This window comes from Desulfobacter sp. (assembly GCF_050177295.1).
Genome location: NZ_JBFXHE010000086.1, coordinates 1 through 12,923 on the forward strand (window position 1 = coordinate 1; position 12,923 = coordinate 12,923).

The window sequence follows — 12,923 nt, forward strand, 5'->3', positions numbered from 1 at the left end:
TTGTAACCCTTACCGTCCGGCCCTCCTTGTGCCCAGAAATTTCCTACTGCCACGTTCGTAGTGCCTTGATCACCAGAACAATTCACTTTAACACTACCGCCTGTTACCGTTGCCGTATGACTATGCTCAGGAATTTGGTCTATGATCAGGTTTGCAGACTCTGATCCGCCTTTTTCCCCAAGATCATATGCATATAAATTAGGACCCGGGTCGCCGTTCGCAGAATGTATTGGCACCCGCCCCCGAAGATCCGGCAGATTAAAACTAACTTTTCCATCACCGCCATATAAGGTGCCTATCAGTGAATAAAGAGCCATATTTTCTTCCATAGGCATGGTTTGTCCATTACAAAAGGCATAATGAAGCGGGGCATAATAAAAGCCTATCATTTTAATTTCACCATAATATGGATCTGACATAATTTTTCCTTATTATTACTTGGTTAATATTTAAGAAATGATTTATTTTTGCCATTCGGATTTAATTTCTTGGCGGATAAGTCCCTTTCAGTGCAATGATAAAATTAATAGCTAAATAAGGCTGCAGCCTTAAATATGGCTTAGTCCCGCCGGTGTCGCCTATTTCAACAGAAAGCCCGTCAATTGTAACAGCATTGGCATTCATTCGAGTATCAGCCGCCTCATTATATACCTTGTAACCCTTACCGTCCGGCCCTCCTTGTGCCCAGAAATTTCCTTCCGCCACATTCGTATCGCCTTGATCACCAGAACAATGCACTTTAACACTACCACCATCTACCGTCGCCGTATGACTATGCACAGGAATTTGGTCCACGGTCAGGTTTGCATACTCCAATCCGCCTTTTTCTCCAGGCATATATTTAGATAAATTAGGTCCTGGCTCGCCGTTTGCAGAATGTATTGGCACCCGTCCCCGAAGATCCGGCAGATTAAAACTAACTTTTCCATCACCGCCATATTTGACGCCCAACAGTGAATAAAGCGCCGCATGTTCTTGAATCGTCATGGTTTGGCCATTACAAAAAGCATAATTAAGCGGAGGATAGTAAAAGCCTATCATTTTAATTTCACCATAATATGGATCTGACATAATTTCTCCTTATTGTTATTTGGTTAATATTTAAAAGCTGTAAAACGACCATTATGTAGATCTGATTTTTACTTTGGTTTTGAGATTCAGGGATTGTTCAAATGTTTTTTGTTTTTAAGCGACTGAAAATTACTTGGTATTCCAGCATGCCGCGTCTTGGGCCGACAGGTACCATAAAAACCGGAAATTCTCCCATTTTCTCATGTTTGATTTTGTAAGTTCCTTGATAAAAAGGAGCTGTTGCAGGAGCCTGAAAAATAAGCGAAAAACTTTCAACAACGCCTGAACTCGTGTCTTGGACTTCTATTAATTTTGCATTTACAACTTTTGAATTTTCTAAATCAATTTCAAAGCTGTCATTTAAATAAGGATCAAAAGAGGCTTTGTTCAGTTTTTCAAGTAAATCAAAAGCGGCTTTGCCAAATTTTTCAAGCAAGCTGGTATCCTCCTTTCTAAAAATTTTATAAAAGAATTAAGGTTACAAAAAGAGTATTTTTTATCTTAACAGAGAAGATAAGAATTTAAAGCTCTCCGGGTGGGCATTATTGTTCCCAAAATGGAAATCCCTATACTATTAAATGCCTATGAATTAAAAGCAATATTGTGATTAAGCTTATGGTTTGATATTTTTATGCAGATACGCTACATATTGATTACAGATATGTCAATAGAAAAAACTGTTTTCCTAGGGGAATACCCTCATAAATATGCTTGAATTTTTAAGCCCGTCGAATAATACGAATTATTTTAAAAAGGAGGTCTTATGGATAAGCCTGCGATAGAATTTGTGGAAGAGTTATACAGTAAAGAAGAAATAGAAAAGATGGTTACGCAGTTTCAGGAAAAAGGATATGTGATTTTACCGGATGTTTTCAAAAGAGAAACAGTGGATCCTTTTGTGAAACAGCTTGAGGAAATAATGATATTTGATGGTCTGAAAAACACAATACCGCATAATTCACCCCATTATATTCACTGTGCTTATACACCACGCGCCAGGCAGGTACTTCCGTATACGTTATCTCATTTAAACTCAAAACCTTATCCATGTTTGAATACAACAATAATTATTATCCAAAAGGACGGTGACACAAGCTATATTCCTGAGTGGCATAAGGATCATAGTCCTGAGGGAATGCCGGGAAAAGAATATTATTATCCGTCAACTGTGTTTTTAGCTTTTTATTTTGAAGATATGACTGATGAACACGGGCCAACCCTTACTATACCAGGAACACATAGAGATCTTTCAATATATCCGGTTGATAAAAATTCATATGCAGATGTTGCAGTAATTCCGGATAATGACGATAAAAAGCTTCCGGTTGAAGCAATTCACTGTCGTAAACAGGATGCTGTGCTGCTTGACCAAAGAATATGGCACAGGGGTACTGCCCGGAAAGCGCCTGGAACACGTTATATTTTTGTTTATGGCGCTTATCCCATAGCTCATTTCTATGGAACTGTTACCCATATGCCGGAATCACAGCTTCATGCCTGGATCCACGCTAAAAATATGAAAGACAGGGTATTTTTCGGCGGTTACTTTGCACCGCCTGATAGAGAGGCTTTAAAAGCAATGGAAAAAGAATTGGATGAACTAGAAAAAGCTGGCGGGCCTGTTCGGGAATTTTTAAGAGCAGCATATTAGCAGGAAATATCATTTTTCCCGGAAAGATTCCGCAAGGGTTTTGCGCAGCGGTTTCAGCAGGATATCCAGAACGGTCCGCCGCCCGGTGCGGATATCCACCTGGGCTGTCATGCCCTGCAAAATATCAAGGGTCTTGCCGGTCCGGGTGGGAACCGGATTTTCCGGGGTTGCCAGGTGGACCCGGTAGTAGGTCTGTTCCCCATAAGCGGTTGCTTCCTTCAGGGTATCGGCGCTCACGTATTTCACCGTGCCTTCCACTGAACCGAAAATGGTGGAATCAAACGCGTCAAACCGGAGACTGGAGGACAGGCCGGGACAGATATCCGCGATATCGGCCGGCCGGATTTTGGCCTCCACGATCAACTGGTCATCCACGGGCACGATCTGCATCAATTCTTCGCCGGGCCGCAGCACACCGCCCAGTGTGGTGATGCGGACGTTCTTGACAATGCCGGGAACCGGGGCCCGTATGATGCTGTCCCGCAACTGCTGGGCCCGCTGGGTCCGGATCTGCTCATCCTGGCCAATGTGGTCTTCCACTTGGGACAATTCCAGTTGAATGTCCTGGTAATATTTGTTTTTCCGGTTGATCAGGTCTCCCTGGGCATTGTTGAGCAGCTGTTCGGCACGGATGACTTCCGAGCGGCTGGCATCCCCGGTGCGGGCCAGGTTGTTCACCAGTTTACTTTCCTCACGGGCCAGACGAACCGTAGTTTCCAGGTTTTCCATGTCCGCACGAAACCCCTGGCAACGCTGTTTGAACAGGGCCCTTTGCACGGCAACCAGTTCCGGGAACCTGGCCACATGTTTTGGGAATTGAATGGTCCCGGCCCCGGTGATTTCCGCCCGGAGACGGGATGCCTGGGCATGAAGGGCCGCCAGCCGGGCGTCCAGTTCTTCTACGCTGGCGGCGAACCGGGTCTGGTCAAACAGGGCCAGGATTTCGCCTTTGGCCACCCGGTCTCCCTCCTTGACGTTCAGATCCTTGAGCACACCGCCGTCCACGGCCTGGATCACCTGGACTCGGCTGCTGGCGATGACCGTTCCCACCCCCCGGATGGTCTGGTCCACCTGGAAATAACAGGCCCAGGCAACCGCTGCGGTAAATCCGAGGATCAGCACCCACAGGACCATGGAATAGCGGATCCGGCGGATTATGGAAATGGGAGGTGTGGAAATGGATTGTCCGTTCATGGTGTAAACTTTAGCTCCTGTCCACTGGAAGGTTTGCCTGCTGCCGGAACCCGGGGATACGAATGACCTCATCCGGCTTCCCGTCCGCCACGATGCGCCCCCGCCGCATAACCAGAACCCGGTTGGCCATGTTGGAGAGCCGGGGCCTGTGGGTGGCGATAATGACGATATCCGTGGGCCGGACCCATTGTTTCAGGGCGTTCATCACCTGGTTTTCCGATTCCAGGTCCAGGAAGGCACTGGGTTCGTCCAGAAGCCATACCCGGGGCCGGGCCATGAAAATCCGGGACAGGGCCACAAGCTGTTTCTGGCCCCCGGAAAGTCCGCTGCCCCCTTCAAAGATTTCCAGGTCCATGCTCCTGGGGTTTTCAGCCGCCACCCGGTCGATGCCCAGCAGTTGCGCCACTTCCACGACCAGGGCGTCCGGCACCCCGCCGCTCAAGGCCATGTTGGTTTTCAGGGTGCCCTTGAACAGGTGGACATCCTGGGGCAGGTACCCCACCCGCTGGTTGATCACCTGGATGTCCAGCTCACTGATGTCGGTGCGGCCGAGCCGGACCTGGCCCTCGGAGGGTTTGAAAAGCCCGGCCAGGATTTTCAGGAAAGTGGATTTGCCGCAGCCGTTGGGCCCCAGGATCAGGGCCCTGTCGCCGGCCTTGAAAGATAGGGTGGGGATATCAATGCTGACAATGGGGGAGTTGGGATAGGAAAACCGTACCCCTTCAAGATCCACCTGGTCCGGCAGATAGTCCGGGAACAGGGTTTCCTGATCCTGGCGGCGGTCCGTTTCCATGGCCAGGAGCCGGTTCACCATTTCCAGCCCCTCCCGCACATGCTCCCACTGCACCATGAACCGGACGCTCTGGGCCACAGGTGCGATGATCCGCCCCCCGAGGATGGCGCAGGCAATCAGGCCGCCGGTGGTGAGTTCCCCCAGCTCCATCTGGGTAACCCCCACCACCATGGCCCCCACATATCCGATGGTGGCCAGGCTGCCGGTGGTGACCATAGTTGTGGTGGTGATGCTTTTGTTTTTGAACCCATAGCCGGCCATGGTATGGGTGAGCTGCTGCCAATGGTCGGAAAATTTCCAGGTGCTGCCCGTGGCCTTGATGGTCTCAGCCCCCTGGATGCTTTCCAGCAAAAGCCCCTGCCGCTCCTGGCCTTTTTGCACCTCCATGCGGGCCAGCCGCCGCAGCCGCCACTGGGCCAGCCCCCCCAGGACAAGGGCGATGGGCAGCAGAAAAGCATAGACAAAGGCAACCCTGCCGCCGATGATGTAAATCACCCCCAAAAAGAAAAAACAAAAGGGCAGGTCTGTCATGAAAAAAATAATGGAAGAGGAGAAAAAATTCCTGGCCTGCTCCAGCCCCTTCATATGGGCGGCCAGGGCCCCCAGGCTGTTGGGCCGGGTATCTAGCCGCAGGTTCATGATATGGTCGAACAATTGCCGGGATATGGATATGTCGGCCTGGTGGGCCAGGGAGTCGGTGATCCTGGCCCGGATAAATTTCAGGGACCAGTCCAGGCAGATAATGATGGCCATGACCGCCACCAGGGCCGTGAGGGTGGAATAGGCAAAGGTGGGCACCACCCGGTCATAGACCTGCATGGCGAACAGGGAGGATGCCACGGCCAGAATATTGATGACAACAGTGGCGGCGGCCATTTCGAAGAACCAGCGTTTGTCCTTCCAAAGTTCCTGCATCACAAGGCTTGTGGCCCGGCCCTTTTCCCCGCTGTTGGTCCTGGCGGTTTTCCCGGGGCCGCGAAACCAGAGCACCGGGGACTGGGCCAGGGCATCCGGGTCCAGGTGGTAATCCGGCCCCCCAGGCGGGGTGAGTGAGACCTTGTCTTCCGTGGCAGGTTCCACATAGGCCCATTGCCCGTTGTGGAAAACCAGGGCCGGGAGCTGGCGGCGGTCCATCCGGTCCCACCGGAGCTGGCAGGCCCGCAGTTGCCGGTGTTCCAGGCCGTTTAAGATCCCGGTGAGGCGCTCCACCGGCCGTATCCTGGCTCCCTTGGGCTGAAAGGCGTCGCAGGATTTCGCCAGGGTCACAGGGGAAACAGATATCCCGTTTTTTCTCATGAGCCGTCCCAGGACCAGGGGGGTGATGGGCACGGTCAGGACCAAAGGGACCTGTTCCTGTTCCGCGGAAACTACGCCGGGTTGCTCAGTCATTGGGCAAGGCCGCTCTGGCTGTCCAGGCGCCCCATTTGAACGGCCAGTCTCAGGCAGGTCTGCTCATACCGGGCAATGACCTGGGCCAGGGACTGCCGGGCATTGGCGTACTCCCGCTGGACATTGAGCAGGTCCAGCCAGCTTTTACGGCCAGCCTCGTACTGCCGGGTATAGGAGCCCAGGGTCTGGCCCGTGGATTGGACCAGGGAATCGTATAACCGGGTCAGTTTCCGGACCATGTCCCGGTCCGTGAGCAAGGTCCGGGTGGCGCGGCTGACTTCGTTTTTTTCCGCATCAGACTGCATTTGCGCGGCCCGGACCCGGGCCTCGGCAGCCCGCACCTGTTCCAGGGTGCGGAATCCGCCCCCGTCCAGTGCGCTCTGCACCACCAGGGCAAGGGTGGTGTCCCGCTGCTGGCTGGTGGTGCCCTCCTTGTCGTAAAGCTCCTGGTCCAGGCGGCCGTAAACCTGGGGGTACCATTCAGCCCGGCTGATGAGGCGGTTAATCCGGGCGCTGTCGATCTCCAGGTCCGCCATCCTGATCCGGGGAGACCCATCGCTCACCTCAGCCTCCACCTGGGCATGGCCGGGCAGGTCCAGCAATTCCCGGGGCACCGGTTCAAACCGGCCTGATTCAAACTCATTCATGGGGGTGCGGGTCAATGCGTACAGGTCATTGAGGGCCGTCTGATACTGGCCTTTCAGGTCTTCCTGTGTCAGCATGGCCTGGGAATACCGGGACCGGGCAAGCTGCACATCAGCCTCAGCCGCAATTTTCCCTTTTGTACGGCGGGAAATCAAATCCAGGAACCGCTCATGTTCGTCAATGTTCAACTGAGCCGCCTTAAGCTGTTCTATCAAACCGGTCACGGTGGTGTAAGCGATAACAGTTTGTTCCATCAGCGTCCGCCGGACCTTGAGCAGTTGTGCTTCAGACAGGTCCAGCTGGCGTTTCGCCTTTTCAACTGCATTTTTAATTCGTCCTCCCAGCCACAGGGGCTGCTGTACCCGCACATAGGTATAGGAATCATCGCCACTCTCGCCGATCGCCGCAAGGGAAACGCCGGGCAACCACTGTTTTTTTTCCGACCTGAGCACTGCTTCATAGGCATAGACACTTTCCTTTGCCGCCAGGATCTCCGGATTCTTTTCCAGGGTATATTGCATGGCCGCGAACAGGGAAATTCCAGGCGGTTCCCCGCCGGCTGAAAGAGAAAAAACAGGAAAAAAAGCGACAAGAATCAAACTGAATGAAATAAAAACGATTAAACGAACCACTGTACCCACCCTTCATGGATTTCACAGTCCCATATGCCGCTGGCAGCAGACCGCTGATTAATTAGAACAGAAACCGATGATATAGCTGTAACCCCGCAGACCTTACTAGCGTATTGGATTTTGATCAAGCAAAATATTCATTTTGCCCGGTTTCCTGGTGAAATTATCCTTGACGAATACTGATCAGCAGGTCAATAAAATTGATTGAGAGAGAAAGGCCGCTTTATACGGTCCTTATGAATATGGTTGACGTAAAAGAGGTAAGCAAAACCTATAAACAGGGCAAGATGGCGGTCCATGCCCTGGCAGAGGTGTCCATTTCCATTGCAAAGGGGGAATTCTGCGCTCTTTCCGGACCTTCGGGGTCAGGCAAGACCACCCTGCTCAACCTTATCGGGGGACTTGACACGCCCACCCGGGGAAAAATCTTTCTGGACAATGATGAGATCACCGGGCTTTCCCAATCCAGGCTTGCCGGCATCCGCCTGAACAAAATCGGATTCATATTCCAGTCCTACAACATCATCCCGGTATTGTCCGCCCGGGAAAATGTCGAATATGTCATGCTCATGCAGGGGGTTCCGGCCCGGGAAAGAAGCGAACGCGCCAGGGCTGTTCTGGATGATGTGGGACTTGCGGGCATGCATGACCGGAGGCCGGCTGAACTTTCAGGCAGACAGCAGCAGCGTGTGGCCGTGGCCAGGGCCATTGTCTCCGGTCCCGCCATTGTCCTGGCAGACGAACCCACGGCCAACCTGGACTCCCGGACCGGCCAGGGCCTGCTTGAAATGATGGCAAGGATGAATGAGGAACGGAAGGTGACCTTTATCTTCTCCACCCATGACCGGATGGTCATGGACTTTGCCCACAGGATTATCCGGCTCAAGGACGGGCTGGTGGCCCATGAGCAGATCAAGTGAGAAAAAAGCAGGGCACCCGGGCAAAACACCTGTTTGGACAATGGCAATGGCCCTTGTCCTGTGCGGGTTCTGCCTCGCCTTCGTACCTTGCTGTTTCGGAAAAGACGCCTTTATTTCAGGGACGGAATGGGACGGCCACCTGAAACTATACACCCGGGCGCTTTTCCCCGGATCAGACAGCCCGCACCAGGCTGTCGGCCTCTCCTCGAATTTTGACGGGTACGCAGAGCTGCGCCTGAACAACAAAACCTTTTTCGGCGATGCCCTTTTTCTTGAGGTGAACTACGAAACCCTGGCCGGGGGCGGCGGCACCCGCAGGGACGGGGAAAGGCTTAAAGGGATGTATCCCGGCCTGTTTCCCCATGGACTTTCCAGCCCGGTCCGGGCTGACCGCAGATTTTTTGATCTCACCGCCACCCTGACCGCCATCCTGAACTGGGGGGATGCCAACACCGAATACGGCGGGTATGCCATCCCCGATACAGGCTTTTACGCCACACCTGCCAACACCATTTCGGCCTGGGGTACCTGGTATTTTTAGTCCGGGAGACCGGAAAAATTAAATTCCGCAGATTCTGGCGGGGTCATGGCAGCCTTCGGGCAAGGTCATCCCGGGGGCCGGTTTCCCCTTGTGATTCTGTCCGGATTCCTCCACAAGGTTGCGGACCAGACGGGAGACGTCTCCGATGCTGTAGGGCTTGGGCAGCTGTGCGTAAATGCCCCAATTTGCCAGGGTATCGGCAGGGAGATTCCCAGATCCGGTACACAAAACAACAGGAATGTCCGGCCGGATCTCACGGATCCGTTGGGTCAGTTCATCCCCTGTCATCTCCGGCATCATATAATCCGTGATCACCAGGTCAAAGGCATGGGGCCGGGACCTGAAAACAGAAAGGGCCTCAATGCCGCTGTACAAGGCCCTGGCCTGGTAGCCCAGTTTTTTGAGGAACAGTACCCCCATATCATTGACAATAGGTTCATCATCAATCCAAAGAATGGATCTCATCTTTCACACCTCCCGGGGCAGATGATTTTTTTAAATACAGAATCCGCGAAAAAGAGGCGCAAGAGAACGGAATACGGATCTGCGGTTCATATGTCGGGTCATAATACAACTGCAAAGAGATATTTGTCAATAGAAAAATACAACCTACAGATATTGGATTTTGGCTTCCCGCTAGGATATTTATCAGGCTTAACTCTGTTGGGAGCAGTGATACTAGGGACATGTCGACAATCAACAAACAGATCGGCTTAACCATTAAGTCGATGAGAATAAAATACGGCCTTTCTCAAATCGAGCTGGCGGAAAAGATTAATCTTTCCTTTCAGCAGGTCCAGAAGTATGAGAAAGGCGCTACCGCCATTTCGGTGAGCCGGCTCCAGCAGATTGCCGAGGCATTCGGGGTCCCGGCCCAGATGTTCTATGCGCCACCGCCCCAATCCGATGAGGTGGACGAACCCAGGCCGGTTTTTTATGAGACAAGCCGCCCCGAACCGCTCATTTCCCCTGTGTTTACCCCGGAAGAGCGCGACCTTTTGAAAATATTCCGCAAGCTCCGGAACCGGAAAGTGAAACTTGGCGTCATCCAGCAGTTGAAGGGACTGGTGGAACTGGAACGGGAAAGCGGCAACTGACCTGGGACCGTGCCGGGCCGTGGACAAAGGAAACCGCAGGATATCCGGGATCGCTTCAAAAATTCTGGGCCGGGTGAAACCCGGTGATATCATTCTGCTCCACGATTCAAAGCCCTGGGCCGAAAACCCGGAAGAGCCGGATAACACAGTTCTGACCTCGTTTTTAACCGAACTTTTTATGGGTATTTCCAGCTTTCAAAACCATCATTTTCAAGTCCAGTGTTTACAATGGTTGTGGAAAAAACTTGAACATCGAGTATCAACGATTGAAACCCTTGCCGATTATATACGGCGAGCCGGAACTTGAACCTCTATCCTTCGTGATTATTTTTGATGGGTAGGCAAGATCCCAGCAAAAAAGGAGATTCAACATGAAATACGTTTTTATAACAATCGTATCGTTGGTATCATTCATTCTTTTTTCCAGCTCTGTACTCTTTTCCCAAAACCCGGAGGGTAAAAAAATGAAAACAGCTGAAAATAAGCACCTGGAACTGGCCACATTTGCCGGCGGATGTTTCTGGTGTACCGAAACCGACTTTGAAAAAGTGCCCGGTGTTATAATGGTCATATCCGGATATACCGGCGGCCATGAAATGCAGCCAGACTATTCTTCTGTATCGTCGGGAACCACCGGCCATGCAGAAGCGATCCAGGTCCATTTTGATCCTGAAAAGGTCAGCTACGAAAAGCTTTTAGATGTTTTCTGGCGCCATATCAATCCAACGGATGCCGGCGGTCAGTTTGTAGATCGGGGCAACCAGTACCGCTCTGAAATTTTTTATCACACAGCGTCTCAGAAAGCAAAAGCCATAGCCTCCAGAAAGGCACTGGACGCTTCAGGCGTTTTCCAGAAACCGATTGTGACATCAATTACCCAATTTGAAAATTTTTTTCCGGCCGAAGAATATCACCAGAATTATGCCAAGAAAAATCCCCTTCAGTACAAGTATTACCGCCTGGGGGCCGGCCGTGACGAGTTTCTGGAAAAGGCCTGGGCAAATGTGCCCGATTCGGCACCGGACCGCAACAAAGTATGTGCACTTCAAAAAACACGGGGATGGTCTAAACCAGGAGACCCGGATATCAAAAAAAAACTGACCCCGCTTCAATATGATGTTACCCAGAACGAGGGTACAGAATCCCCATTCAATAATGCGTACTGGGATAACAAAAAAGAAGGCATTTATGTGGATATTGTATCCGGAGAGCCGCTTTTCAGCTCCCTGAACAAATTCGATTCCGGGACCGGGTGGCCAAGCTTTACCAGGCCCCTGGAACCGGATCATATTGTGGAAAAATCTGACCAGACTCTGTTCATGGCCCGGACCGAAGTCAGAAGCAGAAACGGCGACTCCCATCTCGGTCACGTTTTTGATGATGGCCCGGCGCCCACAGGTCTTCGATACTGCATTAACTCAGCGGCACTTCGCTTTATCCCGAAAGAAGACCTTGAAAAGGAAGGCTATTCTCAATACACCGAGCTATTTGTGAAATAATTCGAAGCAGAGAAGGGACAAAACTAGTATTGCATGGGCATTCCAGGCTTGCTGACCGGAGGTTTTGCGACCAGGCACAAAAAACCGGCCATGAGGAGAAGAGCACTGAAGACTGAAAAGGGAATCCAGTAGTTATGGAAAAGGTCAAAACAGATCGCCGCCGAGACAGGACCTGCTGCGTTTGCAGCCATCCGGAAAGGGCCGGCAATCCCCAGCACGGTCCCGGAAGATCTTCTGCCATAAAATTCCGTCCAAAGCAGAAATATTAATGGCAGAACGCCTCCCCGAATCGTTCCGTATACAACGGCAAAAATAAACATCCACACAGGTGTTTTGACCGCCCAAAAAACCAGATAGAAAAGGATTCCAATGGTGATCAGAACCCCTCCCATTAGTTTTTTAACAGAAATCCTCTCTGCCAGAAAACCGAACAACACCCCGCCGAATGCGGCGCAAACCGATAAAACAGTGATGACCAAAACCGCCGTGCTTGGCGGCAGTCCCTGGTCCGTCATAAACGGAAACAGGTGAAAATTAGACCCGGCCCCAACCAGATAAATCACACACATGACAAACACCAGTTGCCAGAATGCAGTGGTACGGACAGCGGTTTTTTGGGTCCATACGGGTTCATTTTCTATGTTAAAGCGGGCCCCCTGGTTTTTTTCACCCGCTCTTTCCGGGCCGGTCCCCAAATTTTCTTCCGGGGTTCTCCCATCCGGCAGCAATCCAATGTCTTCCGGTCTTCGTTTCAGAAAAATCAGACTTGGAAGCGCCGAAAATGCAAATACAATAATTCCCAATACAGCCCAGGCTGTCCGCCACCCATAGGAAATGATGATATGCTGTACCAGCAACGGAAGAAAAGCGATTCCAATGCGGCTGCCCAGCTGGGAAATCCCCATGGCCCTTCCCCGTTTTTCAATAAACCAGTTGGAGACACTAACCGTGACCACCAGCGCCAGCAGACCGGAAGCAATCATCCGACCGCTTCCGAAAAACAGGTACAGTTGCCAGACTGAAGATAGTTGTGAAAGTGCAATCAGGCCCGCACTTAAAATGGTAATTCCCCAGAATGCCGGTTTTCGCGGGCCATAGTGATCCAGGTAAGGACCAACCAGAGGGGACAGGAGTCCGCCGGACAGGGAACCCACAGCGATGGAGCCGGTGATGATGGAACGATTCCATCCGAACGCCTCGGCCATTGGTTTGAGGAAGATAGACAGTACATTCTGGAACACACCGGCCTGGGTAAAGCCGATCAAAAAAGTCACGGCAACAATGGTCCAGCCATAAAAAATATTTTTCTGCTGCATGAAGCCGTACTCCTTTTTTTAAGAGCTTGTTTGGTAATTAGGGAATCAAAGCGAAATCTCATGAAAATGAGAACCAATTTTTTCAAATTTTCTGTTAATAGCCGGACTATTGACATAAAATTTGGGAGAATTGGGGCCATTTTCATGAGATTGCAGCCGATTCATCAATTACCAA

Annotated in this window: 14 protein-coding genes; 6 read left to right on the forward strand and 8 right to left on the reverse strand. The window is 51.4% G+C overall.

The window, feature by feature from the left end; genetic code table 11:
• The 3 genes from AB7U36_RS08570 to AB7U36_RS08580 all read right to left on the reverse strand — a co-directional run.
• A partial coding sequence (locus tag AB7U36_RS08570) for a phage tail protein (RefSeq protein ID WP_428159369.1) occupies positions 1–419 on the reverse strand: 419 nt, incomplete at its 3' end.
• Positions 420–480: 61 nt separating this feature from the next.
• Entirely contained in the window at positions 481–1,071 is a 591-nt protein-coding gene (locus AB7U36_RS08575) for a phage tail protein (protein ID WP_428159370.1), read from the reverse strand.
• Between the two features lie 97 nt (positions 1,072–1,168).
• The gene (locus tag AB7U36_RS08580) at positions 1,169–1,507 is read right to left on the reverse strand and encodes a DUF6916 family protein (RefSeq protein ID WP_428159371.1); all 339 of its coding nucleotides are present in this window, start codon (positions 1,505–1,507) and stop codon (positions 1,169–1,171) included.
• Positions 1,508–1,834: 327 nt separating this feature from the next.
• On the opposite strand from AB7U36_RS08580, the gene AB7U36_RS08585 reads away from it, so the two are divergent.
• Positions 1,835–2,722, forward strand: a complete 888-nt coding sequence (locus AB7U36_RS08585) for a phytanoyl-CoA dioxygenase family protein (protein WP_428159372.1) — start codon at positions 1,835–1,837, stop codon at positions 2,720–2,722.
• 9 nt (positions 2,723–2,731) lie between these two features.
• On the opposite strand, the gene AB7U36_RS08590 is transcribed toward AB7U36_RS08585, so the two are convergent.
• The 3 genes from AB7U36_RS08590 to AB7U36_RS08600 are packed head-to-tail and all read right to left on the reverse strand — an operon-like array spanning position 2,732 to position 7,375.
• Positions 2,732–3,916: an HlyD family efflux transporter periplasmic adaptor subunit gene (locus AB7U36_RS08590; protein ID WP_428159373.1), complete on the reverse strand. Its 1,185-nt coding sequence runs from the start codon at positions 3,914–3,916 to the stop codon at positions 2,732–2,734.
• Positions 3,917–3,926: 10 nt separating this feature from the next.
• Positions 3,927–6,098 carry a peptidase domain-containing ABC transporter gene (locus AB7U36_RS08595; RefSeq protein WP_428159374.1) on the reverse strand — a complete coding sequence of 724 codons (2,172 nt, stop codon included), beginning with the start codon at positions 6,096–6,098 and terminating at the stop codon, positions 3,927–3,929.
• Positions 6,095–7,375 (reverse strand): TolC family protein, encoded by a 1,281-nt coding sequence (locus tag AB7U36_RS08600; protein ID WP_428159375.1) that lies wholly within the window; start codon positions 7,373–7,375, stop codon positions 6,095–6,097. The genes AB7U36_RS08595 and AB7U36_RS08600 overlap by 4 nt, the downstream gene beginning before the upstream one ends.
• 236 nt (positions 7,376–7,611) lie before the next feature.
• Here AB7U36_RS08600 and AB7U36_RS08605 point away from each other — a divergent pair, with 236 nt between their 5' ends.
• Positions 7,612–8,295 carry an ABC transporter ATP-binding protein gene (locus AB7U36_RS08605; RefSeq protein ID WP_428159376.1) on the forward strand — a complete coding sequence of 228 codons (684 nt, stop codon included), beginning with the start codon at positions 7,612–7,614 and terminating at the stop codon, positions 8,293–8,295.
• On the forward strand, positions 8,279–8,836 hold the full coding sequence (locus tag AB7U36_RS08610; protein ID WP_428159377.1) for a hypothetical protein: 558 nt from the start codon (positions 8,279–8,281) through the stop codon (positions 8,834–8,836). The genes AB7U36_RS08605 and AB7U36_RS08610 overlap by 17 nt, the downstream gene beginning before the upstream one ends.
• 18 nt (positions 8,837–8,854) lie before the next feature.
• Here the strand turns inward: AB7U36_RS08610 and AB7U36_RS08615 are convergent, their stop codons facing one another.
• On the reverse strand, positions 8,855–9,301 hold the full coding sequence (locus AB7U36_RS08615) for a response regulator (RefSeq protein WP_428159378.1): 447 nt from the start codon (positions 9,299–9,301) through the stop codon (positions 8,855–8,857).
• 221 nt (positions 9,302–9,522) lie between these two features.
• Here AB7U36_RS08615 and AB7U36_RS08620 point away from each other — a divergent pair, with 221 nt between their 5' ends.
• The 3 genes from AB7U36_RS08620 (at position 9,523) to msrB (ending at position 11,432) form a co-directional block, all read left to right on the forward strand.
• Positions 9,523–9,933 (forward strand): helix-turn-helix domain-containing protein, encoded by a 411-nt coding sequence (locus AB7U36_RS08620; RefSeq protein WP_428159379.1) that lies wholly within the window; start codon positions 9,523–9,525, stop codon positions 9,931–9,933.
• Between the two features lie 19 nt (positions 9,934–9,952).
• Positions 9,953–10,240: a hypothetical protein gene (locus tag AB7U36_RS08625; RefSeq protein ID WP_428159380.1), complete on the forward strand. Its 288-nt coding sequence runs from the start codon at positions 9,953–9,955 to the stop codon at positions 10,238–10,240.
• 64 nt (positions 10,241–10,304) lie between these two features.
• Positions 10,305–11,432: a peptide-methionine (R)-S-oxide reductase MsrB gene (msrB, locus tag AB7U36_RS08630; protein ID WP_428159381.1), complete on the forward strand. Its 1,128-nt coding sequence runs from the start codon at positions 10,305–10,307 to the stop codon at positions 11,430–11,432.
• Positions 11,433–11,455: 23 nt separating this feature from the next.
• On the opposite strand, the gene AB7U36_RS08635 is transcribed toward msrB, so the two are convergent.
• The gene (locus tag AB7U36_RS08635) at positions 11,456–12,748 is read right to left on the reverse strand and encodes an MFS transporter (protein ID WP_428159382.1); all 1,293 of its coding nucleotides are present in this window, start codon (positions 12,746–12,748) and stop codon (positions 11,456–11,458) included.
• Positions 12,749–12,923 lie beyond the last annotated feature (175 nt).

Bases quoted from the DNA above. Each gene is read 5' to 3' on its own strand.
- AB7U36_RS08620 (WP_428159379.1), top strand. From the start codon at position 9,523: ATGTCGACAATCAACAAACAGATCGGCTTAACCATTAAGTCGATGAGA.
- AB7U36_RS08585 (WP_428159372.1), top strand. From the start codon at position 1,835: ATGGATAAGCCTGCGATAGAATTTGTGGAAGAGTTATACAGTAAAGAA.
- AB7U36_RS08595 (WP_428159374.1), bottom strand. From the start codon at position 6,098: ATGACTGAGCAACCCGGCGTAGTTTCCGCGGAACAGGAACAGGTCCCT.
- msrB (WP_428159381.1), top strand. From the start codon at position 10,305: ATGAAATACGTTTTTATAACAATCGTATCGTTGGTATCATTCATTCTT.
- AB7U36_RS08605 (WP_428159376.1), top strand. From the start codon at position 7,612: ATGAATATGGTTGACGTAAAAGAGGTAAGCAAAACCTATAAACAGGGC.
- AB7U36_RS08610 (WP_428159377.1), top strand. From the start codon at position 8,279: ATGAGCAGATCAAGTGAGAAAAAAGCAGGGCACCCGGGCAAAACACCT.
- AB7U36_RS08615 (WP_428159378.1), bottom strand. From the start codon at position 9,301: ATGAGATCCATTCTTTGGATTGATGATGAACCTATTGTCAATGATATG.
- AB7U36_RS08590 (WP_428159373.1), bottom strand. From the start codon at position 3,916: ATGAACGGACAATCCATTTCCACACCTCCCATTTCCATAATCCGCCGG.
- AB7U36_RS08635 (WP_428159382.1), bottom strand. From the start codon at position 12,748: ATGCAGCAGAAAAATATTTTTTATGGCTGGACCATTGTTGCCGTGACT.
- AB7U36_RS08575 (WP_428159370.1), bottom strand. From the start codon at position 1,071: ATGTCAGATCCATATTATGGTGAAATTAAAATGATAGGCTTTTACTAT.